This window comes from Velazquezella soli, from assembly GCF_977018685.1.
Genome location: NZ_CDRNXF010000004.1, coordinates 937,770 through 964,716, shown reverse-complemented (window position 1 = coordinate 964,716; position 26,947 = coordinate 937,770). Strand labels below are relative to the sequence as shown.

Below are 26,947 nucleotides of genomic sequence, written 5' to 3'. Positions count from 1 at the left end.
TGCCCTTGTTGTTTATCAGATTATCCTCGGAGGCAAGGAGAACCACTTATGGACGACAATCTTCCGCAGGATTCCAAGCTCACCAGCACCAAGCGCAAATGGGCTGATGAGGGGAAATTCCTGACCGGCCGGCATGCACGGCCCGATACCGATCGCCTGCCGCCCGGCCAGCACCTGGTCAAGAACTGGCCGGTGCTCGATCTCGGCCAGCAGCCCAGCATTTCGCCGTCACAGTGGAAGCTCGACATATACGGCCTCGTCAACAAGCCGACGACCTTCAACTGGGAGAGTTTCCAGGCCCTGCCGCAGAGCGAGATGCGCTCCGATATCCATTGCGTGACGACCTGGTCGCGCTACGACAACGACTGGAAGGGCGTGTCCACCCGCGACCTGCTCGATGCCGTGGAACCGACCGACAAGGCGACCGCGGTGATGCTGACCGCCTATGACGGTTACACGACCAACGTTCTCCTCTCCGATTTCGCCGTCCCCGACGCGCTCATCGTGACCCACTGGGACGGCAAGCCGCTGACCGAAGAGCATGGCGGACCGGTGCGCCTCGTCGTGCCGCATCTCTACTTCTGGAAAAGCGCCAAATGGCTGAAGCGGATCGACTTCCTCGGCATCGACAATGCCGGCTTCTGGGAAAAGAACGGCTACCACATGCGCGGTGACCCTTGGGCCGAGGAACGGTATTCGGAGGATTGAGCGGCTGCAGCCTATCCCGTTGCTTTGCCTGAAAGAATATGCAACGGAAAGTTGATCACCTTTCCGTTGCTCCAGGAATTTTCATGCGTCCGATAGCCCTATTCTTACTGAGCTTTCTCGTTGTCGGCTGCAGTCCTGGCGAAAGAATTGGAGAAGTCCTGATCAGGACAGATGCGGCGGGAAAAATGGCCACAGTTTCCATGCGGAAATCGACTGGAAATCCCAAGGCAGATGCCCGCGTCATGCTGTATGCGCGCACGACGTTTCCTTCCAGAGTTCCGCATGCGAAGCCTAACCACACCTACATCCATGCGGTAGTTGGTGATCCGAAAACAAGTTCTGGCGACGTAAGGGTGTGGGGACCGCTCGGGTTGCGGTGACACTGCAAACGGGGATTCCAGCCAGCCGATACCGCAAAGTGTGAGAAAGGCTGCCGCCAGAGGCGACAGCCCATAAGATCACATCAGTTTTTCCAGCGTGATCGGCAGGTCGCGGATGCGTTTGCCTGTCGCGTGGAAGACGGCGTTGGCGATTGCCGGGGCGACGCCGACGATGCCGACTTCGCCTACCCCTTTGCCGCCAAGCGTGGACGCGTCGAGATCCGGCACGCCGACCGAGATCACCTCGATATCCGGAATGTCGGCATTGGTCGGCACCAGATAGTCGGCCATGTTGCTGTTGATGGTGCGGCCGTTGCGCGGATCGACGACACCTTCTTCGAGCAGTGCCTGGCCGATGCCCATGATGATGCCGCCCTTCCACTGGCTTTCCACCAGCTTCGGATTGTAGAGGCGGCCGCAATCGAAGGCAGAGACCATGCGCGAGACCCGGATCGTCCCGAAATCCTCGTCGATCCGGACTTCGACGAAATGGGCAGCCCAGCTGTGCATCGAGAGGTCGCCCGAGGTCGGCCCCTGCACTTTCGACATGGTGGTCCAGGCCTGTTTCTGATCGTCAGGCGTCTGCGCGTTTTCGGCAAGCGTGTTGCGGCGGATCTCGAGCTCATTGCGGCCGACAGCCTGCATCAGTTCCTGCAGCGACAGCGAAGGTCCACCGCCGCGCGATGCCTCGATCCGCCCGCCAACCAGCGAAAGCGTGTTGGCGCCGGTATCGCGGAACGGCGAACCGGTCTCGTTGAGCGCAAGGCCGATCAGTTCGTCGCGGGCTGCAATCGCTGCCTTATGCACGGCACCGGTGATGGATCCCGCCAGCATCGATCCGCCGGCGATCGACGAACCCGGCATGCGGCTGTCACCCAGGAGCACGTCGACCTCTGAGACCGGCACGCCGAGCGCGTCGGCGGCCGTCTGGGCAAGGATCGTATAGGTGCCCTGCCCCATGTCGATTGAGCCGCTGACCACCTCGACGCGGCCGTTCGCAAGCACGCGGATCATCGCTTCCGACGGTGCCCGGATGACCGGGAACGTCCCGCAACCGATGCCCCAGCCGATCAGCGTCTTGCCGTCCCGCATCGAGCGGGGTTGGTGGCTGCGCTTTTCCCAGCCGAAGGCGGCTGCCCCTTGCGTCAAGGCTTCGCGCAGCATCCGCGTCGACCAAGGCTTGCCGGACTGATAGTCGTGATCGGCATAGTTCTTCAGCCGCAGTTCCAGCGGATCCATATCGAGCTTGTAGGCAAGCTCTTCCATGGCGCTTTCGATGCCGTAAGCGCTGGGGTTCTTGCCCGGTCCCCGAAGCGCGCCTGGAGTAACGGTATTGACCGGCACGACGCGCGACTGGGAGGAGAAGTTTTCCACCTTGTAGAGGATGGGGGTCGCTGCCCCCGTCTGTTCCGGGTAATCCATATAGACTGACGTCTCGGTCCGGCCGCGATGGACGATCGCCTGCAGCACGCCGTCTTCGGAAGCGCCGAGCGCAATCGTCTGCCGGGTTGCGGCACGACCGCCGTAGCTGGTGAAGTTCTGCGGCCGTGTGACGGCAAGCTGGACCGGTCGCCCGAGCTTCCTGGCCGCCGCAACCGCCACCGCGCCATAGGCGAGCGGCTGGCCCTTGGAGCCGAAACCGCCACCGATATAGGGCGAGATGATCCGCACCTTTTCGTAATCCATGCCGAACCATTCGGCATACATGCGGGCCATGCCGTGCGACCACTGGCTGGGTTCCCAGATGGTCAGCTCGTCGCCGTCCCACTTGGCCGTCAGCCCGTGCGGCTCCATCGCGCAGTGGTATTCACGCGGCGTGCTGTATTCGCTTTCGATCCGGACCGGCGATGCCGCAAGGGCTGCTTCCGCATCTCCCCAGCCGATGGTGAGATTGTCCATCAGCTTGCCTTCGCCGGCCGCTGGATCGTCGATGCTCATGATCGGCGACGTTTCCTCATAGGTGACGACGACAAGCTTTGCGGCCTCTGTCGCCTGCTCGCGGCTTTCGGCAATCACGGCTGCAATCGACTGGCCGTTGAACTGCACCTCGCGCGGCAGCGGATGATAGGGCTTGTCTTCCGGCCGGTTGCCCTGCCAGTCGGCGGAAACACGCAGCCCGAGATCGTCTTCCGGTGTCAGCACCATCAGGACGCCGGGCGAGGCGAGCGCTCTGGTCGCATCGACGCTGACGACGCGGCCCGCAGCAATCGTGCTCTGCACGAGAGCCGCGTGGGCGAGGTTGTCGATCGGGTATTCCAGCGCATAGGTGGCAGCACCTGTGAGCTTGAGGCTGCCTTCGAACCGGGTCAGACGTCCGCCGACCATGCCGTCGGAGGCATCGCCGTGTTTGCGGGGGGGCATAATAGTCATGCGAGACCTCCAGATTTGTCCGTCGAGACCGTCTCGATCGCCCGGGCAACGACCCGTGGCGCAAGATCGATCTTGTATTGATTGTCGCCCTGGGCAACGGCGCCCTCCATGGCAAGAAGGCTCGCCGCCCGGATGGTGGCATCGTCGAGCACGTTGCCGATCAGCGCCTGTTCGACGGCGCGCGCCCGCCATGGCTTGGTGGCAACGCCGCCGAGCCCAACGCGGATATCCCTGACCGTGCGGCCATCGTCCTCCAGTTCAAGTCCGACGGCAGCGCTTGCGGCCGCAAACTCGTAAGACTGGCGATCGCGAACCTTCAGGTAGGTGGAGTTTTTCGCGGCAGCGCTTTTCGGGATCGACAGACCGATGATCATCTCGCCGGGCTGAAGCACGGTTTCCCGGTCCGGCCTGTCGCCGGGCAGGAGGAAGAACTCGTCGAACGGAACGGTGCGGGAACCGAGATCGACGACCGCGTCGAAGGCGACGAGCGCCACAGCCAGATCGCCTGGATTGGAGGCGAGACAGTGCTCGCTGGTGCCGAGAACCGCATGGTTGCGGGTGATGCCGCCAAGCGCCGAACAGCCAGAGCCGGGATTGCGCTTGTTACAGGCCGGGAACGTGCCCGGATCGCGGAAATACGGACAGCGCGTACGCTGCATCACGTTACCGCCGATCGTCGCCATGTTGCGCAGCTGCGCCGACGCCGCAAGCAGCAGCGATTCCGAGACAGCCGGGAGTTCCGCTTTGATGCCCGCATGATCGGCAACGTCAGACATACGGGAAAGCGCGCCGATGGTGACGGACTGGGGCGTGACATCGATGCCGGAGAGACCTTGGAGATGGGAGATATCGACGACCGTTTCCGGTTCGGCAACGCCGCATTTGGCAAGGTCGATCAGGGTCGTGCCGCCGGCCAGAATGGAGGCCCCTGCCTGCAGCACCGCCTGGCGGGCCTCATCGAGGGTGGCTGCACGAAGATAGGAAAAATCACGCATCGGCCATCTCCTTCGTTGCGGGAACGACGGCCTGCGCCGCCTGGCGCACTGCAGCCACGATGCTGTTATAGGCACCGCAGCGACAGAGATTGCCGGACATGTATTCGCGGATTTCCGCATCCGATCCCGCATGGCCCTCACGGATACAGGCGACTGCCGACATGATCTGTCCGGGCGTGCAATAACCGCACTGGAAAGCGTCCTGCTCCAGGAAGGCCGCCTGAACCGCATGCAGGGCTCCGTCGGCAGCGGACAGTCCTTCGATCGTTTCTACCTGACGGCCTTCGACCTGGGCCGCCAGGGTGAGACAGGATAACACCCGTCTGCCATCCACATGGCAGGTGCAGGCGCCGCACTGGCCCTGGTCGCAACCCTTTTTGGTGCCGGTGAGAACAAGATGGTCGCGCAACGCATCCAGCAGCGTCACGCGCGGCTCGACATCGAGGTCGTAACCCTTGCCGTTGATATCGAGGTTGAGGTGAATGGTTCGTGTCATGACAGGCTCCTGCAATCTTCACGAAGATAATTTCAAAGAATTAGGCTGGACCCGCCGTCTGGCGAGGGCATGGGTCCCTGATATCGTCTAAACGCGCGCCGCCGATCGCGGTCGATAAGGCGGAGCGACATCTTTCGACATGACATCCGGCCGCCTTCTGATCTAAAAAGACATATGCGTCGCCTCAAACGGAGGCAACTCCGTTTAAACTAGCCGCTCGCTGAGATCAGTCAAGGCTGGATTTCGAAAACATCCATGTCAGGATGCCGGAAACCAGGATTATGACCTCAGAGAGCCTAACCACTGGAACAGGATTTCGGGCTTTGGCCACGCCGAAAAATGCACAGACCCCGGCTCCGAAACTTCGCGCGGACGCTCGCCGCAACCGCGACAAGCTGGTCGAGGTGGCAGCGCAGGCCTTCGCGGAAAAGGGCGTCGAAACCTCTCTGGAAGACATCGCCCGCAAGGCCGGCGTCGGCATCGGCACGCTCTATCGGCATTTCCCGACCCGTGAACATCTGGTCGAACTCGTCTATCGCCGCGAACTGACGGCACTGGCGGCAGCAGCGGACGAACTTGCCGCCACCCATCCGGCCGACAAGGCACTGGAGCTCTGGATGCTGCGCTTCGTGAGCTATATGGCGACCAAGCGCGGCATGGCCAACAGCCTGAAAATCATCGCCAGTTCCAACACGACACTGTTTGCGGAGGGGTTCGGTACCATCCGGCAGGCACTCGACAGGCTCCTAACAAACGGCCGCGAGGCAAATCTCATCCGCAGCGATATCGGCCAGGCGGATCTGATGCATGCCATGTCGAGCATCTATTCCATTCCCGATTCCCCCGAATGGCGCGCCAGCGGCAATCGGCTGATCATGCTTCTGATGGACGGTCTTCGGGTCCGCAGCTGACGGCGTGAAGCGCGAACAAAACAACTGTTGACGAGATGAACAGTTGTTTATACACCGTGATCCTTCACGGGAAGCCACGATGGACGATCTGACCAGCCAGGAAGCCGCCGTTCTCGGCATTATCAGGGACAATCCCTTTGCCGGACAGCAGGAGATTGCCGAGATGCTGGGCCTCGCCCGCTCCACGGTGGCAGCGCATATCGTGCAGCTGATGCAGAAGGGCCATGTTCTCGGCCGCGGCTATGTGATGCCGCAGCCGTCGCGCGCGATCTGTCTCGGCGGCGCCGTTCTCGACCGGAAATATCACGCGAAGCAGGAGATCGTGCCGGGCACCTCGAACCCGGTCGACAGCACCCGCTCCATGGGTGGCGTCGCCCGCAACGTCGCCGAAAACCTCGCCCGTCTCGGCACGCAAACCGGTTTCATCTCGATCGTCGGCGACGACGAGGGCGGCCGCACGCTGATGACCTATATGCGCGAGCGCGGCATCGACGTCAGCCAGATGATCATCAGCACCGAGCGACCGACCGCGGAATATGCAGCCATCCTCGATCCGCGCGGCGATCTTTCGCTCGGCATTGCCGACATGGGCATATTCGACCTGCTGCGACCCGAACATCTCGACCGCGTCTGGCCCCATCTGGCTTCGGCAAGCTTTGTGTTCTCCGACTGCAACCCGCCGGCCGAGACGCTAGCAGCGCTGATCACGCGGCGGCGCGAGGCGCGGTTCCGCTTGGCGATCGACGCAGTCTCCACCGTCAAGGCCATGCGCCTGCCGAAAGACCTCACCGGTATCGACCTTCTGTTCATGAATATCGACGAGGCGAACGCCATTCTCGGCCTGTCGGCCCGCGAAACGATCGACGATGCGCTGAAGGCGGCACACGGCCTGCAGGCGGCCGGCGCCCGTGAGGCAGTGGTGACGATGGGGGCAGCAGGGATTGCCGTTGCCGGCATCGATGCGTCAGCCAGTTTCGAAGCAGTCGAAGCCAAGGCGATCGACATGACCGGCGCTGGCGACGCGATGATTGCCGGAACCCTGCACCGGGTGATCGCCGGCGACGATATCCACACCGCTGCCCGCATCGGCGCACTGGTTGCAACGCTCACGACCGAAAGCGCTGCGAGCGTCCATCCCGAACTCTCCGAGGCCTTTTTGCAGGTCCATATGCACCGTTTGTCCTGAAGTACGCGAGTGCTTCCAGTGTTTAATCCCAACGCAGGTCCAGACGCAAAACCGCTTCATGGCTTTGCCGGAACTGCTTCCAGAAAGGAAATCCAATGTCTCTGCTGAAGCCGAAACTCAGCCAGGAAGTTGCAGACGCTCTCGCAAACGGCGGTGCCATCGTGGCGCTCGAATCGACCATCATCACCCATGGCATGCCCTATCCGGCCAATCTGGAAACGGCGCTGTCTGTCGAGGCTGTCGTGCGTGAAAACGGTGCCGTGCCGGCAACTATCGCCGTCATCGACGGTGAACTCCGCGTCGGCCTGGAACACGATGAGCTGGAAAAGCTCGCCCAGGCCAAGGGCGTGGTCAAGGCTTCCGGCCGCGATCTCGCTGTTGCCATGGTGCGCGGCCAGACGGCGGGCACGACGGTGTCCGCCACCATGCTTCTGGCAGACCTCGCCGGCATCGAGATCTTCGCAACCGGCGGCGTCGGCGGTGTGCATCGCGGCGCCGAACAGACATTCGACATTTCCGCCGACCTGACCGAGCTTGGTCGCACCAAGACGGCCGTCGTCTGCGCCGGCGTGAAATCGATCCTCGATATCGCAAAGACGCTCGAATATCTGGAAACCCAGCGCGTGCCGGTCATTGCCTACGGCACCGAGGACTTCCCGGCCTTCTTCACCCGCCAGAGCGGCTACAAGGCCGATCACCGGCTGGATACGGCAGAAGAGATTGCCCGCGCCATGCACCACCACCACCAGCTCGGCACCGGCACCGGCCTCCTGATCGCGAACCCGATCCCGGAAGAAGCTGCACTGACCCCCGACTTCATCGACGGCACCATCGCCGATGCGGTGCGGGAAGCGGAAGAACGCGGCATCGGCCGCAAGGAACTGACGCCCTTCCTGCTCGCCCGCATCAACGAATTGTCGAAGGGCGAAAGCCTGAAAGCCAATATCGAACTGGTCAGAAACAACGCCCGCCTCGCTGCCAAGATGGCTGTGGCCTATGCGGCGCTGAAGAAGGGCTGACATCACGAGCGGCGGGGTGCCCGAGCATCCCGCCCTCTAACGCCCCCGTAGCGGAGCTGGCCGCTATCGGCGAGCCTGTCCCGGCTCGCAAGCCTCTGCCGTCACCAGGCGCCCGAAAGCGCGTTCCCCAGCAACGGCACGCTTTTTCCCGGCTCGCTTGCGATGGACAGTGAATTCGGCATCTGCTTAGGCGACTTCCGGAACCAGTTTGCGGCAACCGAGGCCAGATCACCGATCATGGCGTGCTTGTGCCAATCCGCGAACCGCCTTGCGCTCGCCTCCGGCTCCGACTGATAGAAGAAATCGCCGGATTGCTCGAGATCGTTGATGCTTGAAGCCATTGATGACAGCGGCCGCTGGAACATCTTCGAAGGCACCCGAAGCTCGGAAGCGCTCTGCGAAAACGCCGGCGCCATGAAATCGATCGCCCAGCCGTCGGCCTCCACCCAGCAATGAAAATTCTCGCCGGCACCCGTGACATACCCGTCTTCGCGCTGATCTGCGAAGAGAATGCGGGTGCCGCCGAGGTTATAGGCAGCCAGCCCACTCTTCGGCGTGGCCGTGACCCCGTAATGCTGGCGCAGGATGAACGCGCCGAACGTGCTGAAATACATTCCGGCAAAGGCGGTATTGGCGTTCTCGTTGACGAGCAGGCTGTTGATGACCCGGTAAATGCGGTGATAGTCGCTCTGCTTGATCAACATGATCCGTAACCTGCCCGTTCCTGATATGGCACCCTGCCTAGGCGGCCAGCGCGGCAATGTAAACTGCAGCGTTGCAGTGGGGCCGGACAGCCTGAGCTTTGAACCGGATTAGGGTCAATTTTCTGATTGACCCTTATTATGGTAAAATATAGCGCCTCGGCGCCCCACTCCACCATCCCTGCCCTACCATTCACCCCTTCATCTCGCCCAGCTTCGCCAGCAGCGCAGCACCGGTGCGGATGCCGGCGTGGAAGAGGTCGAGCTTGAGGTTTTCGTTGGGGGCGTGGTTTGCCTGGTCGGCATTGGCGTAGGGCACGACGAAAGCAGGCTTGCCGAGGATTTTGGTGAAGACGTAGTCCGGGAGGCTGCCGCCGAGGCTTGGGTAGAGCAGTGGCTCGACGCCGCGGGCAGCGACGATCGCTTCGCGGATCACGGATGCGAATGGGCTGTCCATCGGCGTTTTCGATGGCAGCATGGAGTTTTGCGGCACGAACTCCACATCGGGTGCGTATCTTTCCACATGCGCCCGGACCTTTTCGAACACGTAGTCCGGCGTCAGGCTCTCGACGAGGCGGATGTCGCATTTGGCATAGGCTTCGCTCGGAAGAACCGTCTTCTGCCCCGGCCCGCCATAGCCGCCATGCAACCCGTTGATGGTGAGCGTCGGCTGGAACATCAGCCGCTCGTAATAGGGACGATCCGCCGGCTCGTCGATCGCCGTCATTCCGAGCTCGGCCTTGATCTTCTCGATATCGAGCGGCAAGGCCGCCATCGCCTGCAGTTCCAGATCGGTCGGCGGCACGACGGGATCGTATATACCGTCTATGGTGATCTCGCCGCGGTCGTTCTTCATCGTTGCGAGCAGATGCACGAGCTTCCAGATCGCATTCGGCATGACGCCGCCGAAATTGCCGGAATGGGCATCGCGAATGGCAGTCTTTGCGCGCAGCTCGAACGAAGCGACTCCGCGCACGCCGAACGTGACGACGGGGCGGCCGCTGTCATGCAGCGAGCCATCCGAGGTGACGACGAGATCGGCATTGAGCTTGTCGGCATGCTCCGCGACGAATTCCGCCATATGGGGACTGCCGATCTCCTCCTCGCCTTCGAGCAGGAAGATCACATTGCAGGGCAGTTCGCCAACCACCTTGAGATAGGATTCAATCGCCAGCAACTGGGCGAAATGCTGGCCCTTGTTGTCGCCGATGCCGCGCGCGTAGATGCGGCCGTCACGGATTTCGGGCTCGAAGGGCGGGCTCTTCCAGAGATCCAGCGGCTCGGGCGGCTGCACGTCGTAATGGCCGTAGAGCAGCACGGTCGGCTTGCCGGGCTGGTTCTCCATCCGTCCGATCACCATCGGGTGGTTGCGGGTGGTGATCGTCTGGGCCTGCATGCCGAGGCCATTGAGGATGCCGACGAGGATATCGGCGGCTTCCGTGATCCCCTCGTTGGAGGCGCTGATCGACTTGCGCTTCACATACTCCATCACCCGTTCGACAAAACTGTCGCTGTTGGCATCGATATGGGCGAGAACGCGGGCGAGATCGGTGTTTTCAGGTGTCATTCTCAAAAACTCATGCCGGTTCGAACAGGGTCTGGATCTGCATTTCCGGCACCAGCACGAGGCCCTTGTCGGTAATGCGGATATCCGGAATGACCGACAGCGGAATGAGGTTGAAGCCCATATAGGCGATCGTGCATTCGGCCTTTTCCCATTCGAGCTTCAACGCCTTCACCTCGTCGGCGACCTCGTGGACGCGCTTGTCGGACAAGAGCCCCGCGATCGGCAGCGGCACCATGGCGGTCACCTTGCCATCCATCACCACGCAGACGCCGCCCTGGACCGCCTCGATGGCATCGAGCGCCACCTGCATGTCGCGTTCATTGGTGCCGGCAACGATGATATTGTGGCTGTCATGCCCGACCGAGGAGGCGACGGCCCCCTTCTTCAGGCCGAAGCCGTTGAGCAGACCGTGCGCGACATTGCCCGGCGATTTGCCGTGACGTTCCACGACCGTGACAAAGCAAAGCCCGTGGCGATCGAACTGGGTCTGCCAGTCGTTGGCGGGCTCGAGCGTGACGGTGACGTGGCCGAGCGTGATGCCCGGCAGCTCCGTCTTGATCGTGTGGGCAATGACGGTCTCGGTCGGCAGGTCAGGCGTCAGCTTGAGGTTCTTCGGCAGCTTGACCGTGTGATAGGCGGCCTCCGGATAGCGATAGGGTTTGGACAGTGCCTCATCGAGAACAGGCGTGATCTTCTTCTGGTCCACGACCAGTTCGCCGCCGTACCAGGTACTGACCGGCTCCAGGTTGTCGGAGAGGAGCACCAGATCCGCCCTGCGTCCGCCGCCGAGACCGCCGATCTCGTTTTCCATGCCGAAGCGGGTGGCGCCATGCAGCGAACCCATCGCCCAGGCCTGTTCCGGCGTCATGCCATATTTGACCGCCTCGCGGGTCACCCAGTCCATTCCGAAGGCGAGCAGATCCTCGGCGTCGCGGTCGTCGGTGCAAACGGCGACGCGCTTGTGCGAGGCGCCAAGCTCGGTGATGGTCTTGATCGCCTGTGGCAGCGAATGCCAGGGCGTGGTCGGCGGGCCGCCGCGCAGGAACAGCCAGACGCCCGCCTCCAGCAGATCGTCGGCAATATCGCGGTCGATCGCCTCATGGGTGTCGGTGACGCCGGAGGCGGCATAGGCCGCGACGAATTCACGGCCGTAGACATGGCCCGATACGGGACGGCCGCGTGACAGAGCGGCAGCGAGGATCGCATGGCTGCGTTCGTCGCCCATCGCGACAGGTACGAAATCCATCTTTTCGCCGAGCGCCACCGCTTCCGGCCATTTGTCGAACAGCGCTGCAATCTTGTCCGGCGTCAGGTCGCCGCCGGCGGTTTCCAGCTCCGGCGAGGTGGCGGGAACCGTGCTCGGCACTGTCAGGAAGATCGACAGCGGCGCCATGCGCGCGTCTTCCAGCATCGCCTCGACACCGGCGACATCCATGACATTGCCGATCTCGTGGCTGTCGCAGAAGATCGTGGTGGTGCCATTGAGAAGGGCAGCCTCCGCATAGGCGCAGGCCGTCACCATCGAGGATTCGATATGGATATGCGGATCGACGAGGCCAGGCGCGAGAATGCCGCCCTTTGCGTCGTAAATCTTGGCCGATGTTCCCTTGTAGGAACCGGTGGGCTTTACCGCGGCGATACGGCCGCCGGAGAGCCAGATTTCCCGCCCGGGCAGGATGCGCTCCGAATAGGTCGACAGCATCCGTGCATCCCGGATGACCAGATCAGGCTCGCGCCGTGCCGACGCGACGTCGGCGAGCAATCGCGTCATGGATGCCAGCGGGTGAACGGAGAAACGGTTGAGAGTGCTCATGAAATTCGGCCTCGCGGATCATCGGACTGGGGACATGGTAGGGAATTTTGTTCCCGCACGGAAGCACGCATTGGCGCTAAAGGCACACGGCAACCACTGAAACGTGAAAGGCCGCCGGTTCCTCAGGGAGCGGCGGCCTTCGATCAGTCTTTCGGAACGTGCCGCAACTTAGCGCGGCACGCCGGGAATGGCATCCTTGTAATAGGATGAATAGCTCGAATGCAGGCGCTCGGGCGCGCCTGGATCGGCATATTTGCGCAGCTCGCCCATCTCGGTCTTGTTGAGAATGACGCCGATCGTCTTTGCGGCGATCTGCGGTTCCGACTGAAGCACGCTTTGCACCGCCTTGACCGGCGTGACACCCCATTCGGTGACGAAGATGAAGCCGTCGACATAGGGCTCGAAGGCCTTCGCATCGATGACCGGGATCAGCGGCGCAAGGTCGACGATGATGACGTCGAACGTGTCCTTGATGCTTTCGAGGAACTGGCTCATGCCGGTCGAGGCCAGAAGCTCCGACGTATGCGCCAGCTGACGGCTGCGGGTGGTCATCGGGAGGATCGTCAGGCGCGAGCGGCGGTCGACGCGGGCGGCAGCCGTCCACGGAACCTTCTGCAGCACGACGTCGATCAGGCCGACATCCGGTTCGCTTGCCAGCATCTTGGACAGACCCGGATTGCGCAGATCGCCATCGATGACCAGCGTGCGCACGCCGTTGGACGAGATCAGGCCGGCAAGGTTGGCGGCCACCATCGACTTGCCTTCGCCGGGAAGGCAGGAGACGACGCCGATGACCGAGCATTTGCGACCCTGCAGCACGATATCGGCGGCAAGCTTGGCATTGCGCAGCGTCTCGGCAAACTGCGAGCGCGGCGCTTCGACGGCAACCCGCATCTTGCGGCGAAGCGCGATCGGATCGCCCTCCGGCAGGATCTGGCCGTCGATGGCGTCGGCTGGCTTGTCGGAGCCGTTGTCGTCGGTCTGGGCGCTGCCAATCTTCGGGAGGTAACCGAGGAAGCGGACGCCGAGCTTGTCCTGCACGTCGGCGCCGGTGCGGAAGAAGCGCTCGCGGAATTCTAGAAGTGCTGCAAGTGCGCCGCCGAGCAGCAGTCCAAGCACGACGGACAGAGCCATGGTGAGCGTCTTGCGCGGGCTGGACGGCGAGATCGGCACGCCGGCTTCCGAGATGACGCGCGCCTTGGCGATCGGCAGCGATTGCAGCTGCGACGCCTGTTCGAACCGCTGCAGATAGGACTGGTAGAGCGTCTTCAGAGCATCAGCGCGCTGCTGCAGTTCCTGCAACTGCACCATGGAAACATTGGCATCCTGGTTGCGGCCGGCCACGCTTTCGATGCTGGCACGCAGCGACTGCTCGCGCGAGCTTGCGACATCCAGCTCGTTGCGGAACGAACCGGTCAGCTGCTGCAACTCGCGCAGGATCTGTTGCGCCAGGTCCTGCTTTTCAGAGCGGAGCGCTACTGCCTGCGGGTGATCGGCGCCGAACTGCTCGACCACGCCCTTTTCACGATCGTTGACCGTCGTGTAGCGCTGGCGAAGGTTCTGCAGCACCGTGTTGTCGGTATCGCGGTTGGCAACGACGGCGTTTTCGACGGCTGCTTCCGAGCCCTTGTCGATGATCACCTTGTACTGGTTGTAGCGGGCCTGGGCGCTGGCTACTTCGGCCTGCGCCGAGATCAGCTGGGTATTGAGATCGGACAGCTGCTGGGCCGACATCAGCTCGCCGCGCGGCGATACGAGGCCGTTGTCGCGTTTATACTGCTCGACCGTCAGCGATGCCTGCTGTGCGCGGATGTTGAGGTCGTTCAAACGTTCCTGGAGCCACACGGAAGCGCGCTCGGTCGCGTCGAAATTGGCATTGAGCTCTTCCGTCAGGAAGGAACTGGCATAGGTCTTGGCAAGCTGGGCGGAAAGAACCGGGTCTGGCGAGCGGACGGAGAGCGAGATGACCGAGCTGCGTCCGACGCGCTCGACGGTGATCGACTGCTGAAGAATGGCGGCAGCCTTTTCACGGCGTCCGGCTCGCACCTGGTCTTCGCTCGGCAACGGGCCGCCTGATGACACCAGCGAGACAACGCTTTTCACCATGTCCTTGGCAAGATCGACCGGCGATTTTGGCGGATCGACGATCAGGTCGTTTTCCGCAAACTTGCCCTTGTCGACCACGCTGAGCGCCAGCGCCTTGGATTTCAGGATCTCGACCGAACTGGACATGCGGTTGTCGATCTGCTGCGCGGTCTGGCCTTCGGTTTCCTCTTCCGCATAGCGGGACAGGTTGTCGTCCACCAATATCTGCGTCGCGGCCGTGTATTTCGGCTGCGCCGTAAACAGATAGGCTGCCGCAAGCGCGACCATGGCGACCACGCAGATGATGATCACGCCAAGCCGACGCATGGCTGCCGACCACAGCTTGTCGAGGTCGATGAACGTGTCAGTTTCTTTTTGCTCGTTCGGGAAGATGTTCATCGGCCTATAATTAACCTGGTCCATGGCTTTGTCCGCTTTCCGGAATTGTAGAGAGGAACGGCAGAAATGGACTGCCGTTCCTCGGGCTTTGGTCTGACTGCGACGTTGGAGCGGCCCTTAAGCCGCCTTAACCTTCAATTCGTGGTTGGCGAGAAGCTCCTTGACGGAGTGATAGATCTCCTCGCCCATATCGCTCCGCAACATCGCGAAGGCCACATTGGCTTCGATGAAGCCGCGCTTGGATCCGCAGTCAAAGGTCCGTCCGGTGTAGGGCTGTGCGTGGAACGGCTGCTTCTGCAGCAGTTTCTGCATGCTGTCGGTCAGCTGGATCTCGTTGCCGGCCCCGCGTTCCTGGCTTTCCAGGAGTTCGAAGATCTGCGGCTGGAGAATATAGCGACCATTAAGGTAATAGTTCGACGGTGCATCGGCAGGTGCAGGCTTTTCGACCATGCCGGTCACTTCGAACCCATGGTTCTTCTGTTCGCCGATCGCCACGACGCCGTAGCTCGATGTTTCCTCGGGCGCGCACTGCTCGACGCCGAAGACGTTACCGCCGACTTCCTCATAGAGATCGACGAGTCCTGCCATGCAGCCGCGGGCGCCATAGGACACCATATCAGGCAACAGCAGCGCGAAGGGCTCGTTGCCCACCAGTTCGCGGGCGCACCAGACGGCGTGGCCGAGACCGAGCGGAACCTGCTGGCGGGTGTAGCTGACGGTGCCGGCGAGCGGCAGCATCTTTTCAAGCTGGGCGACCTGAACCGTCTTGCCGGCGCGGGTGAGGCTGGCGATCAGTTCGGGATTGCTGTCGAAATAGTCTTCGATCGCAGTCTTGTTGCGGCTGGTCACGAAGATGATGTGCTCGATGCCGGCCTGCATGGCCTCATCCACCGCGTATTGCACGACGGGCCTGTCGACGATCGTCAGCATTTCCTTTGGCATCGCCTTGGTGGCCGGCAGGAACCGTGTTCCATTGCCTGCAACCGGAATGACCGCCTTGCGAACGGGTCTCATTTCCATAGTGTCGTTGTCCTTTCCGGGACGCCCCCGCCCCGTCGATCGGATTGTCAAGAAACGCCGGCAGCTCTTGCGAACCGGCGCATACGGACGGCAATCGGCATGCGCAGGTGCTTGAGCGCCCGCGGGTTGTCGATTGCCGTTTTCAGAATCCCGCCGAATGATCGTTTCTTGATCTCGTCGACGAGTGTGAGGAAGGAAGCCGCTTCGCGAATGCTCTGCGTGCGGCGGCGCTGGGCGCTCGTTGCCCGCGGCTCGAGAGAGAAGCGCTTGAGGAACTTCTCGTCGCCGGCAAGCATCGCCGTGAGATGTTCGGGTTTGAGGACCCGCGAGATCGAACCGTGGCGCAGATGGTAGACGTAACCGGCCTCGGGCTCGATGGCGCAGATGCCGCCGCTCGCGATCGCAGAGGCAAGCAGGATGTAATCCTCGCCGATCCGCAGGTTTTCGTCAAACCGCAGACCGTGCTCGTTGAGGAAATCGCGGCGGAAGATCGGCTTCATATAGCCGAAATTGAACGTGCTGCCGAAGATGATGTTGGATTCGATGAAATCGGCGAGTTCGATCGTCTTGCGCGCTTCCAGATCGGCGCGCGAAAACATCGCTGTCGGCTCGCCGCCTTCGAGCGGGACGACATCGATATTGTCGACCACGATCCGTGCATCCATCGTCTCGGCGCGTGCGATCATCCGCTTCAGGCGCTGCGGATGGATCGTGTCGTCGGCATCGAGCACGGCGATCCAGCGGCCGGTTGCGGCGTCGAAACCGGCATTGCGTGCGGCCGCAGGTCCGCCATTGACGGGCTGGACGATGAGCTTCACGCGATCGTCGCGATCGCGGCAGCGAAGCGCAAGCTCGCGCGTGCCGTCGCTGGAGCAGTCGTCGACGACGATCACTTCCAGGGACACGTCGACCTGGGCGAGCGCGCTATCGATCGCGCTTTCCAGCGTCTCCGCAGCATTGTAGGCGGCGATGACGAAGCTGACATCGGGCACTGAGACAACGGAAGTCATGTGGCCTCCACCATGCCGTATTGGCGGATCTCGCGCATGCCGAGCGTCCCCATGACCGAACCGGCGTGGAGAGCTGCGCGCAGGGCATAGCGTGTGCGGGTGACGGGAACGGCGACCGCTCCGACCGTCACCACGGCGCAATAGGAGAATTTCATCGCAGCGATGGCGGCTTTCTTGATGCGCGACAGACCCGCGCTCTTTGCCGCGACGATGCGGCCATGGGTCTGGCCGGAGCGGAAGCGGCGTTTGGCAAGCCACGAGAAGCTGGCGCGCTTCTGCGGCACCGGCTCTTCCAGCAGGGCTTCGCGGGCAAACTCGATTTGTCCGCCGGCATCGGTCAGCTGGGTGAAATAATGCGTATCCTCGCCACCGCTCTGGCCGAGTGACAACGCGAACTTGCGGGCCGCGAGCTTCGGCGAGCGCATGTCGAGAAGCACGTTGCAGGTATAGCCGGTGACGATACGGCCATTGACCCAGACCGGATTGGTCGAGTGGAAATCACCGCTGCGCATCCAGTCCGGAACGTCGTCCGGATAGATGGCGCGGACGGGTCCTAGAACCGCATCGGCCGACGTCGCTTCGGCACGATCGACCAGCGCTGCGAGCCATCGGGGACCGGCTGTCTCGTCGTCGTCGATAAACGCCAGATAATCGGCCTGGCAGGCAGCAAGGCAGGCATTGCGGGCAATCGAGATGTTCGATTTCGGGCCGTGAACATACTGGATCTCGAAGGGTGAGACGGCTTTCAGCCGCTCCACCAAGGCTTGCGCACTCGGCTCCGCGTCATTGTCGGCGACGATCAGCCGGACCTGCGTGTGTTCAGGCACGTCGAGCGCGAACAGCGACCGCAACGTGACCTCCAGTTCCGGGCGCCGATAGGTGCAGATGCCGATATCGATGCGGAGCTTGCCGCTGCCAGCCACGATCATGCACGCCTCCTCGATTTGATGCCGATCAGTTCCATCCAGAAGCCTGCCGACCAGGCGAAATGCATGATCATTGCCGACACCGCGGCAAGCGGACCGAGCGGGTTGTTCTGGCCCACAGCCATCCAGACGCCGTAGCCGAGGCAGGCTGCCGCCCAGACAACCAGCGGAATGGCCGCCCACCAGTAGAGGACCGCAAGCACCGCGCCGATCACAACAGGTGCGACCGCCAGCGGAATGGCCTGGCGGATCTTGGGGATCGACCGATGCTTCAAAAGGTTCTTTGCCCGGCCGCGGCCATAGCCGAGATACTGCCGGAACAGCGCCGACGCGGTGGAGCGCGGATAATAGGTCATGTAGGTCTTGCCGGTCATCCAGATACGGAAGCCGGACTGGCGAAGGCGGAAATCCAGTTCCGCATCCTCGTTATGGCTGAAGCTCTCGTCGTAGCCGCCGACAGCCTGAAACGCGAAGATGCGCATCAGCGCGTGGTGGCCGTGATCGACCCACTCGCCGCCGCCGCCGGCGCGGTGCTTGGAGCCGCCATTGCCGAGCTTGGAATTCTGCGCCGCAGCCGTTGCCCGCTGGAACAGGCCGAAGCCAACCGTTTCCATCCCGACCACGATCGAATCCGCCTCAAGCGCCACCGCTTCCTGCAGAAGCGTCCGGCAGTAGTCGTCGGGATAATCGCCATGCGCGTCGATGCGGATCAGATATTCGAACTCCGCGCCGAACCGCTGGACGGCTAGATTGATCGCCGCGCTCTGGATGCGCTTGGCATTGTGCATCAGCGCCACGTTCGGCAGTTCCTGCGCGACGCGAAGGACGATCTCCTGCGTGCCGTCCTTGCTGCCGCCATCGGCAACGACGATCATGTCGCTGGCCGAGCTACGCTGCTGGTCGAGCTTGCGCAAAAGCGGCTCGATGGTCTTTGCCTCATCAAGGCACGGGACGACGATCAGGGTCCGGATCAAGGACAGGCCGCCATGGGAAACATCGGCATTCGAAGGCACACGCATGACCTATCTCACCTCACGACTGCACGGTTGAAATGACCGGTACCGACGGTACGGCCAGCGAAATATTACGATTGAGGCCCGCAAGCCTGTCGACCAGGGCGCGGCAATCGTCAGCATCGGTCACCCACTGGCTGCGATCGACGGCCGCAAGCCGGGTGAACCGATCGAGGTAGAGTGCGTCGGTCATGCCCGAGAACAGGGTTTCGAGATCCTTCGGCGTCGCGTTGTCGAGAAGGATGCCGATATCGCGCTTAGCCACAAAGCGGCCGGTTTCGGTGCGCGACAGCGCGATGGGAACCGCGCCATGCAGCCCGCCTTCGTAGAGACGGTTCGGCAAAAGCCACTCGGAGTTCAGCCCTTCCTCGAAGAAATCGATCGCCCAGGTGAACTGCACCTCGTTGTAGATCTCCGCCAGATCCTCCGGATTGCGGTAGGGACCCTCGAAACGCACGAACGGCGCGTTCTTCACCTGCGCATCGAAATCGGCAAACTCGCTATAGGCCGGCCGTCCGCGGATGATGACCTCGACCCCGCCGTTCATCTTCTCGGCAAAGGCCGTCAGGATATCGAGCGACTTGCGGCATCGGATCGCACCGAACCATCCGATCTTCCAGGGTTCACCCTGCTTAGGCAGACGCGGTTGCGGCTTTGCAACGGACGCTTCGCCAAGCTGGAGCACTTTGTTTTCGAGCAGAAGGACCGGAAGATCGAGCCCCGATTTCGGCTTGAAGAAGTTTTCGACAAACGCCGGCGAACTGGTGATCAGCAGCCGGGCCGACTTTGCGAAATGCCGCTGCACGGCACGCAGCACCCGCCCCTTAACACCCTCGTCAAGCAGCAGGCGGTGGATATCGAGACATTCGTAGACGACGGGCACGTCGCCGCCGAACAGCGACGCGGCACCATCGGCCAAAACCAGCATTTCGAGATTGCGGGCGATGATCACATCCGGCATGGGAACGCCGACAAGTCTCTTCTGCAGCTGCATCCGGGCAGCAATCACGGCCTTGATGCGCTGGCTGAACTGCCCGTCCTGCGTTGAACCGAGATCGATGGAGCGCACTCCGTCTTCCTGGCCCAACAGGTTTCCTGCACGCCTGAAGCCTGCCACCGTGACGCTGGCGCCGCCGGTTTTCAACGTCAGCACCCGCCGGCGAATGGCCGGGTCGGCAAGATCATGGGCCAGATAGAGGACCTGCAGTGTCACGTCGTTCAACTCCCTGTCGAGATCAGTCGAGCGTGCAGAGCACGGATTGCGGGAAAGCGCAGTCTTCGCCGAGCGCCGTATAGGCGATGCGGTCGACTTCCATCGTGGTGGGGCCGGAATAGGCGAACGGGCCCATCCAGGATTTCAGCGTATCGCTGCCCCACAGGCTCAGAAAGATCTTCTGGGCGTTCTGCGGGATCTTCGACGGGTCGGTGACTTCCTGCACCAGCTTGCCGTTGAGGAAGTAGCGCAACCGCTCCGGCTCCCAGATGAAGGCGTAGTCGTTGAAGCCCTTGTCCGCACCACCGGCAACGGGAACGATCTTCTCGTTCTTGCCCTTGCCGTTGATATACTGGTTGAGCTGAACCTGATCGACATTCTTGCCGAGCACCTCGAAATCGATCTCGTCCCACGGCTTTTTGTCGGTCGGGCCGATATAGGTGAAGAAGGCTGAGTTGAGGCCAGGACCGGTCGCCGACTTGTAGCGCGCCTCATAGGTACCGTAACCGAAGCGGGCGCGGGTCTGGATCTCGCCGCAGACGTTTTTGCGGTCCTTGTTCTGGCGCTCCTCGAAGGTGAGCTTCAGATTGCCGCCATCGGTCGTCACCTGGCGCTGCGACCAAGTGCAGTTCTGATGGGCGCCGTTGTTCCAGCCGTTCGAGACGAACCAGAACGACCGGTCGAGGCGATCGAAATTCTCGACGAAGGACGTGCCCTTGGCATCCGGCTGCGGCTTGCCGCCCGGATGGGGGTTGGTATCAGGACGGTGCTTTGCGGCCGGATCCTGCGCTTGGGTCGCCGGAGCTTCGGGGGCTGGCGGTGCCTGGGCATAAGCTGGAGCGCAGGCGAGCACTGCCAACGCGGCGACTGCCGTTGCAGCGGCTCGGAAAGCGGGTCGAATCTGTCTGGCTGATGCCATCATGTTTCACCTCTTCTGTGGGTCAGGGCGGGCTCACGACCATGCGCGGAATGCCCGGACGAATTGGAGTTCTGTGTCTGGGCGAGCTTTGCCTTGCGTCCGCGACTACCCGTCAGCGTCTGGTAAAGGCCGGGCATAAGACGCGAAACCAGGCCATTCGAAATCACCAGGATGATGAGGGCCGAGGCGATCGCGCCGACATAGAACAGCGGGTAGAGCTGATCGCCTGCGACGCGGTTCCAGACCATCCACATGACCACGAGCAGCGGATAATGGGCGCAGAAGATCCAGAAGCTGAGGCTGCCGGTGGCAGCCAGCCGCTTGCCGAGCGTCGAGCGGATGGCGAGCGCCGACATCAGCCAGAAACCGCCGGCACCGATGATCGACAGTGCGTTGCGCAGAAGTTCAAGCGACCAGGAATAGTCCGGTCCCGTCTGATAAAGCGCGATCGACAACAGGACGGCTGCCGCGAGAACCAGTGCCGTTCCGGGAACGGCAAAACGGTCGAGCGCCGAGAGATCGATCCGGTTCAGCGCCAGGAAAATGCCGAAGGTGAAGGAGAACAGGATCGACTTCTTCAAAACGATGAAGAGCGTGAGATCCGGCAGGATCGCCACCACGAACAGGATGACCAGCGTCGGCACCGCAGCCTTGCGCACGAAGAAGGCGAGGATTGGCGACAGGGCGATGCAGACGACAAGATCACGCAGGAAATAGAGCGGGATGTCGACGGGAAAATTCTCGCTCGCAAACGCATAGTTCGCCAGTTCACGGGAGGATGCATTCCACAGGTCCGGGAAATACCCGATGCCCATGCCGGCGCGCTGCACCAGAAGGACGACGGCGAACAGGCCGAGGTTCCACAACAGGAACGGCACAAGCACGGTCCGCGCCTTGGATTGCATCACCTTGCCGTAGTCGAAAGCATCCCAGCCACGGCGAAACAGCAGATAGCCGGAAATCGCGCTGAGGCACGGCACGCCGATACGAAACAGGCTGTCGCCAAAAAACACGCGGAGCCAATCGAAGAAACCGTTCTGGCCGAGGAACGGGCTGGTCTGGGGATCGAACGGGACGTGGACGAACACGATGCCCGAGATCAGAAGGATGCGCATCAAATTGATACGGGAGGAAATGGTTTGATCAACAGTCAAACGAACTACCCTTTTTGGGCGGCGCCTCCCGTCACCACCGTTTCAATCAGAGCAGACTTTGAGCCCGCATTTTCGAGTGCCAAGGATCAGGTGCAGTTTGGCACAAAATGTGGCGGCGCAGCGAAAAGCCGGGATCCGCCCGGCCCGCAGCGGCATCCCCTTACCCGTTCCATTCGCGAGTTCTACTTTCGCGAGTGCTGAAACGCTATGGATTCCGGGGGGATCACTGATTTCTTATGCTGCACTGCACAACAGAGAAAAAAATCAATTCGTCGTGAAAATAACTTCGACCTCAGACGACACTCAATCAAATCGGTTCGCATCCTCGCCCGATTGCGGCGCGATTAAGGCGAAAATGCGTCTCAACGATGAGGCAAGGGCATCCTTCGTTATGCAGGAGGTGCGTCCGCAACCGACCCACCACGACGCCGCTTGACCATGCCGATTATTTTTTTGACGAGCGCCCTTTCCGTCACGAGGAACATGGCGCCGTAGAGCACGCCGCCCACGACAGCGCCAACGAGGAGCTGGAGATAGGGACTGGTGAGCTGTGCTTCGAAGGTGGAAAGGGTCAACCGGACCCCGACGCCCATGACGAGCGAGGTGAGCATCGACCGGCTGCTGGTCATCAGACCCCAAAAGAACGGAATGCCGTCGACCCGGAACACGGCCCAGGAATAACCGACCAGCGTGATGGCGTTGACGACGCAGAGCGCCACCATTGCATCGACAAGGTTGCCATAGGTGGCACCGAGGATGATGGCGAGTGTCGTTGCAACGGCCCGCAGCACCGCCGACCAGAACAGCACCCGGCTTTGGCCGGTGCCCTTGAGATAGGGTATGAACGTGCTGCAGGGCGTTACGATCGCCTTCGACAGCGCGAGCAGGCCAAGCACCGGCCAGGCATAGGCCCATTGCGGCCCGAACAGCACCAGCATCGCCGGTTCCGCCACCGCCCACAGCCCGAACATGGCCGGCGCCAGCACCACCGTCATTACCTGAGTGGACAGCATCAGCGCATCGGTGCGGCGCTTGCGGTCATCGCCCATCAGGCTGAACGCCGGGAAAAGCACGCCCATCACCGCCGACAGCACGACCTGGTTCGGAATGCTGGCAAACCGGTTGGCGGCCGAATAGGCACCCGCATCGGCAAGCGTCAGCATTCGCGCGATCACCACCATCGGCGCCTGAAAGGTCACGAAATTGGCGATCTCGGACCCCATCAGCCCTGAAGAATAGCGCACCAGCGGCCCCATGCGATCCGGCTTGATGACAAAACGCGGCACGTAGCGCGTGATCGAGTAGAGGCCGACAAGCCGGATCACCGCCGAGGAAAACAGCTGCACGACCAGCGCCCAGATGCCGAAACCCATAAAGGCGAGCGCCAAGGCGACCAGCGCCGCCGTGGTTTCCGATACGGTGCTGAGGATCGCGTCCTTGCTGAAATTCATCTCGCGGGCGAGCAACGAATAGGCGACATCGGCCGTCAGTTGCAGCGGAATGAGAAAGGCCATGATACGCAGGAGATCGGCGCTCTGGGCCGCACCCATCCAGCTGCCGATGCCGTTTGCGCCGAGGAAAAGGATCACCGACATGATCAAAGACATCGCGAGATTGGCCCAGAAAACGGTGTGCACCGTATCCATGCCACTGTCCCGATCGACGATCAGCGCCGACGTCAAACCGGCACCACCGATCATCGCCAAAAACTGTACAACGGTGAGTGCGACAGCCACCGTTCCGAAATCTTCCGGGGTCAACAGTCTTGCCAATATCGGTACAGTGACAAATTTCAGCCCGAATGTGGCGGTCTTTGACAGCACACTCCAACCGACATTTGTCGTGATCGTCTTCACGCCTTGGGTTGGGGCCATCTTCGAATTCCTATTGTTGGATACTGATTGAGAGCCAGCGTGAAGCCGCAATCCAAGCCGTCCAGGCGGCTAGCGGTTTGCAATTCTTGAAAAAAAGCAGGGGCAGAAACATGGCGACATTCACCGTAATTATTCCATTTTATCAACGGGAACCGGGTATCCTTACCCGGGCCCTGCAATCTGTTTTCAGCCAGAGCTTCGTGGATTTTGATATCATCGTCGTGGACGACGAGTCACCCCATAACGCAAAAATCGAACTTCAGGACGCCGATCCGACCTGGCTCGAGCGCATCCGAATCATCGAACAAAAGAATGGCGGGCCGGGGGCGGCGCGCAATACCGGGCTGGACGCGGTGCCCGCCGAAACGCGTTTTGTGGCGCTTCTCGACAGCGACGACGTGTGGCTTCCGGATCATCTGACCAACGCATTCGAGAGCATGAGCCGCTTCGGCGCCGAGTGCTACTGGGCCTCGATGCAGGCGAGCGAAGAGTTCTATTACCACTTCGGCATGGCGCAGCTGGAGAAGACCGAAGGCGGCACACGGCTATCGGAAAAGCCGCTCATCATCGAGCTTCAGGACCTGGCAAGCGTCATGCTGCGCAACTGGAGCTTCCTGCATCTCACCTGCATGGTGATGTCCCGTCCGGTCTTCGAGGCTGTCCGCTTCGAGCCCGAATTGAGACTGGCCGCCGAAGACGTGCTGTTCTTCTGCGACTGCATCCTGAAATCGAAGCGGACGATCCTCTGCGACGAGCCGGGCGCTGCGCGCGGCATGGGCATCAACATCTTCCATTCGATCGACAACCAGTCGCCGGAATTCCTGCGCCAGCAGTTCAACACCTGGGTGGCGCTTGATACGCTGGAACAGCGTTTCAGCAACAGGCCGGGCGACGTCGCGTCGATTGCAGGTTATAAGAACACCGCAAGACGGCAGGCATTGTGGAGCCAGGCCGGGCGGATGAAGCGGCGCCAGAGCCCGGAATTCGGCCTTCTGGCCAAGTGGGTGATGCGTGATCCGGCACTCATCCGCGCGGCCTTCGAACTGGGCGCAGGGAAACTCGGCATGGGTGCGCGCGAGCGCTCGGCGACGTAAATTTCGCATTCTTTACAAAGACTTCACTCCCATCAGGAGGCTTGCATGCAACCTTATTACTGGGCATCCCACCACGGCAATTTCGGCGACGACCTCAATCTGTGGCTCTGGGATTATCTTCTTCCGGGCTTTCGCGACGTCCACGCCGATACGATGCTGGTCGGCGTCGGTACCGTTCTCAACCCCGTCCTGCTTCCGCCCGGGCAGAAGAAACTGGTGATCGGCAGCGGCTATGGCTATGGCGAGGCACCCGATATCAATGATCCCGAATGGGACGTGCGCTGCGTGCGCGGACCATTGACGGCGGCGAAGCTCGGTCTTCCCCTCGACAGAGGGATCACTGACCCCGCGGCCCTCATCCCGGACATGCCGGAATTCCAGAACCTGCCGAAGATCCACAAAAAGACCTTCGTTCCCCATTGGGAATCGGCGGAATTCGGCATGTGGCAATCGGTCTGCGAGCCCGCCGGACTGACTTGGCTCGACCCGCGCGGCGAAGCGAAATCGGTCATCCGGGCGATTGCCCAGTCCGAGATGATCGTTGCCGAATCCATGCATGGCGCGATCTTGGCCGATGCGTTCCGGGTGCCGTGGATTGCGGTGAGCACATCCAGATCCATCAACAATTTCAAGTGGAACGACTGGGCACAGTCCGTCGGTGCGACCTACAATCCGCACTTCGTGCCGGTTTCGACGCGCGCCGAGGCAGTGGCCAAGAAAACCAAGTTCTGGGGAATGAGCTTCGACGGCGGCGGCGGCCAGCAGCCGGCCCATCACGAACCCGCAAGCGCGGATGCGTCGGTGATGACGCGGACGTCTGCGCCGACAGCTCCTGCTCAGTCAGGCCTTCGCGGCATGGCGAAGCAGGTCCTTGCGGCACCGTCGATCCTGGCGCTCTGGCAGGCCAGCCGGACCGAGCCACAGCTCAGCCCGGATGCGATGCTCCAAGACAAGAAGCAGCGTTTTCGCGCTGTTCTGGACGAGATCCGCCGCGACTACTTCTGAACGGCGGCAGGGTCCGCTGCGGCCGGAACCCCGGCAAGCAGATAGCGCATGGCATGCGGCGTGGCGACCGGAACCGGTCCGCCACGTCTTGCCTCCATCTTGTCCAGCAGGATCGCCTGCGCGACATAGGGCAGGAACTGCGGCCGGCCGAACATGTAGCTAGCGGCCGCGACAATCCCCGAATTCGACTTGGTATCAAGGAAGGCGCGATGCTCGTAGCGTTCCCGGATGTGGTCGCGGTGACGGGTAATTACCGCCCTTGCCTGCGTCGGCAGAAGCGGATCCGACAGGATCGCCTCATCCGCTTCGTATAGCGTTTTCAGATCATGGGTGCGGTGGCGGCTGCTGAGCGAATCGGCCCTGACGACGGCGCCGTAGCCGCAATGCTCGATCACCTTGTAGCGCGCACCCTTGGCCAGAGCCCGCAGATAGAGATCGTAATCCTCGCCAAGCCTCAGGCCCTCGTCGTACCGAAGACGATGGGCATCGAGGAACGAGCGACGAATAATCGGCTTCAGAAACCCTGTCTCGCCGCGCGGCTTTCCGCGCTCGGAAATATTGCCCTCGACGAATTCGATGAGCGAGATCGTCCGCGCCCTCAACTCGAACTTTTCGGGCGGCACTGCGGCGGCGGGATCGGAGATGAAGGCGATGTTGTCGGCCAGCATGTCCCAGTCGCCGAGCGCCAGCATTGGCTCGAACCGTCCGGGAAAGAAGAAATCGTCCGCATCGAGAATGGCGATCAGCGGCGCACTGGAGGCGGCGATCGCCCGGTTTCTCGCAGCAGACGGGCCCTGGTTCTTCTCCAGCGAGATGATCTGCAGCCGCCCGCTGCCATCATCCACACTGCGGGCAGCGCCGGCCGTGTCGTCGCTCGAGCCGTCATCGACCACGACGACTTCGCTGACAAGCGCTTCCTGCAAGGCGGACCGGACGGCGGTGGCGATCGTGTCTGCCGCGTTCTTGGCTGCGATGACGACGCAAATCGTCTGAACATCGGGGTGGGCCGTTGCGCTCTCCATGAGACTGTCTCCATCGTTCGTCGTGCGAGGACCTGAACGCAGGAAGATGGCCTCCATATGGAAGCAC

Annotated in this window: 22 protein-coding genes; 6 read left to right on the top strand and 16 right to left on the bottom strand. The window is 61.8% G+C overall.

Features of this window, described 5'->3' with window-relative positions; all coding sequences use genetic code 11:
* The first annotated feature begins 48 nt into the window (after positions 1-48).
* Complete coding sequence (locus AC0JZ8_RS08195; RefSeq protein WP_325263401.1) at positions 49-708, top strand: sulfite oxidase-like oxidoreductase; 660 nt, start codon at positions 49-51, stop codon at positions 706-708.
* 458 nt (positions 709-1,166) lie between these two features.
* On the opposite strand, the gene AC0JZ8_RS08190 is transcribed toward AC0JZ8_RS08195, so the two are convergent.
* From AC0JZ8_RS08190 to AC0JZ8_RS08180, 3 genes are read right to left on the bottom strand one after another with little or no spacing between them, the layout of a single operon-like run.
* The gene (locus AC0JZ8_RS08190) at positions 1,167-3,458 is read right to left on the bottom strand and encodes a xanthine dehydrogenase family protein molybdopterin-binding subunit (protein WP_471892243.1); all 2,292 of its coding nucleotides are present in this window, start codon (positions 3,456-3,458) and stop codon (positions 1,167-1,169) included.
* Positions 3,455-4,453: an FAD binding domain-containing protein gene (locus AC0JZ8_RS08185; RefSeq protein ID WP_471892242.1), complete on the bottom strand. Its 999-nt coding sequence runs from the start codon at positions 4,451-4,453 to the stop codon at positions 3,455-3,457. The genes AC0JZ8_RS08190 and AC0JZ8_RS08185 overlap by 4 nt, the downstream gene beginning before the upstream one ends.
* Positions 4,446-4,949, bottom strand: a complete 504-nt coding sequence (locus tag AC0JZ8_RS08180; RefSeq protein WP_471892241.1) for a (2Fe-2S)-binding protein — start codon at positions 4,947-4,949, stop codon at positions 4,446-4,448. The genes AC0JZ8_RS08185 and AC0JZ8_RS08180 overlap by 8 nt, the downstream gene beginning before the upstream one ends.
* 281 nt (positions 4,950-5,230) lie before the next feature.
* Here AC0JZ8_RS08180 and AC0JZ8_RS08175 point away from each other — a divergent pair, with 281 nt between their 5' ends.
* The 3 genes from AC0JZ8_RS08175 (at position 5,231) to AC0JZ8_RS08165 (ending at position 8,065) form a co-directional block, all read left to right on the top strand.
* Positions 5,231-5,860, top strand: a complete 630-nt coding sequence (locus AC0JZ8_RS08175) for a TetR/AcrR family transcriptional regulator (protein ID WP_471892240.1) — start codon at positions 5,231-5,233, stop codon at positions 5,858-5,860.
* Positions 5,861-5,939: 79 nt separating this feature from the next.
* Entirely contained in the window at positions 5,940-7,046 is a 1,107-nt protein-coding gene (locus tag AC0JZ8_RS08170; RefSeq protein WP_471892239.1) for a carbohydrate kinase, read from the top strand.
* 95 nt (positions 7,047-7,141) lie between these two features.
* Positions 7,142-8,065: a pseudouridine-5'-phosphate glycosidase gene (locus AC0JZ8_RS08165; RefSeq protein ID WP_471892238.1), complete on the top strand. Its 924-nt coding sequence runs from the start codon at positions 7,142-7,144 to the stop codon at positions 8,063-8,065.
* Positions 8,066-8,166: 101 nt separating this feature from the next.
* Here AC0JZ8_RS08165 and AC0JZ8_RS08160 read toward each other — a convergent pair whose 3' ends face one another.
* The 12 genes from AC0JZ8_RS08160 to AC0JZ8_RS08105 form a co-directional block, all read right to left on the bottom strand.
* Positions 8,167-8,769 carry a DUF2026 family protein gene (locus AC0JZ8_RS08160; protein WP_471892237.1) on the bottom strand — a complete coding sequence of 201 codons (603 nt, stop codon included), beginning with the start codon at positions 8,767-8,769 and terminating at the stop codon, positions 8,167-8,169.
* A 190-nt stretch (positions 8,770-8,959) separates the two neighbouring features.
* Positions 8,960-10,333 (bottom strand): M20/M25/M40 family metallo-hydrolase, encoded by a 1,374-nt coding sequence (locus AC0JZ8_RS08155; RefSeq protein WP_471892236.1) that lies wholly within the window; start codon positions 10,331-10,333, stop codon positions 8,960-8,962.
* Positions 10,334-10,343: 10 nt separating this feature from the next.
* Positions 10,344-12,146, bottom strand: coding sequence for an adenine deaminase (locus tag AC0JZ8_RS08150; protein WP_062581885.1), 1,803 nt, complete (start codon positions 12,144-12,146; stop codon positions 10,344-10,346).
* A gap of 168 nt (positions 12,147-12,314) precedes the next feature.
* Complete coding sequence (locus AC0JZ8_RS08145; protein WP_113166844.1) at positions 12,315-14,654, bottom strand: Wzz/FepE/Etk N-terminal domain-containing protein; 2,340 nt, start codon at positions 14,652-14,654, stop codon at positions 12,315-12,317.
* 93 nt (positions 14,655-14,747) lie between these two features.
* Positions 14,748-15,650 carry a UTP--glucose-1-phosphate uridylyltransferase gene (locus tag AC0JZ8_RS08140; RefSeq protein WP_471892235.1) on the bottom strand — a complete coding sequence of 301 codons (903 nt, stop codon included), beginning with the start codon at positions 15,648-15,650 and terminating at the stop codon, positions 14,748-14,750.
* Positions 15,651-15,697: 47 nt separating this feature from the next.
* Positions 15,698-16,660, bottom strand: coding sequence for a glycosyltransferase family 2 protein (locus AC0JZ8_RS08135; protein ID WP_471892234.1), 963 nt, complete (start codon positions 16,658-16,660; stop codon positions 15,698-15,700).
* Positions 16,657-17,589: a glycosyltransferase gene (locus AC0JZ8_RS08130; protein ID WP_471892233.1), complete on the bottom strand. Its 933-nt coding sequence runs from the start codon at positions 17,587-17,589 to the stop codon at positions 16,657-16,659. The genes AC0JZ8_RS08135 and AC0JZ8_RS08130 overlap by 4 nt, the downstream gene beginning before the upstream one ends.
* A complete protein-coding gene (locus tag AC0JZ8_RS08125; RefSeq protein WP_471892232.1) occupies positions 17,586-18,605 on the bottom strand; it encodes a glycosyltransferase family 2 protein in 1,020 nt (339 codons plus the stop codon). Before AC0JZ8_RS08125 ends, AC0JZ8_RS08130 begins: the two co-directional genes overlap by 4 nt.
* Before the next feature lie 13 nt (positions 18,606-18,618).
* Positions 18,619-19,812 (bottom strand): glycosyltransferase, encoded by a 1,194-nt coding sequence (locus tag AC0JZ8_RS08120; RefSeq protein ID WP_471892231.1) that lies wholly within the window; start codon positions 19,810-19,812, stop codon positions 18,619-18,621.
* Positions 19,813-19,834: 22 nt separating this feature from the next.
* Positions 19,835-20,734, bottom strand: coding sequence for an endo-1,3-1,4-beta-glycanase ExoK (gene exoK / locus AC0JZ8_RS08115; RefSeq protein ID WP_471892230.1), 900 nt, complete (start codon positions 20,732-20,734; stop codon positions 19,835-19,837).
* A complete protein-coding gene (locus AC0JZ8_RS08110) occupies positions 20,731-21,885 on the bottom strand; it encodes an acyltransferase family protein (protein ID WP_471892229.1) in 1,155 nt (384 codons plus the stop codon). Before AC0JZ8_RS08110 ends, exoK begins: the two co-directional genes overlap by 4 nt.
* A gap of 389 nt (positions 21,886-22,274) precedes the next feature.
* Complete coding sequence (locus AC0JZ8_RS08105) at positions 22,275-23,759, bottom strand: lipopolysaccharide biosynthesis protein (RefSeq protein WP_192085841.1); 1,485 nt, start codon at positions 23,757-23,759, stop codon at positions 22,275-22,277.
* Positions 23,760-23,869: 110 nt separating this feature from the next.
* Between AC0JZ8_RS08105 and AC0JZ8_RS08100 the strand changes: the two genes are divergently transcribed.
* Complete coding sequence (locus AC0JZ8_RS08100) at positions 23,870-24,853, top strand: glycosyltransferase family 2 protein (protein WP_062461584.1); 984 nt, start codon at positions 23,870-23,872, stop codon at positions 24,851-24,853.
* 45 nt (positions 24,854-24,898) lie between these two features.
* Positions 24,899-25,858 carry a polysaccharide pyruvyl transferase family protein gene (locus tag AC0JZ8_RS08095; RefSeq protein ID WP_184654522.1) on the top strand — a complete coding sequence of 320 codons (960 nt, stop codon included), beginning with the start codon at positions 24,899-24,901 and terminating at the stop codon, positions 25,856-25,858.
* Here the strand turns inward: AC0JZ8_RS08095 and AC0JZ8_RS08090 are convergent.
* Complete coding sequence (locus AC0JZ8_RS08090) at positions 25,849-26,880, bottom strand: glycosyltransferase family 2 protein (RefSeq protein WP_471892228.1); 1,032 nt, start codon at positions 26,878-26,880, stop codon at positions 25,849-25,851. The two genes, AC0JZ8_RS08095 and AC0JZ8_RS08090, sit on opposite strands and share 10 nt — an antisense overlap.
* Between the last annotated feature and the right edge of the window lie 67 nt (positions 26,881-26,947).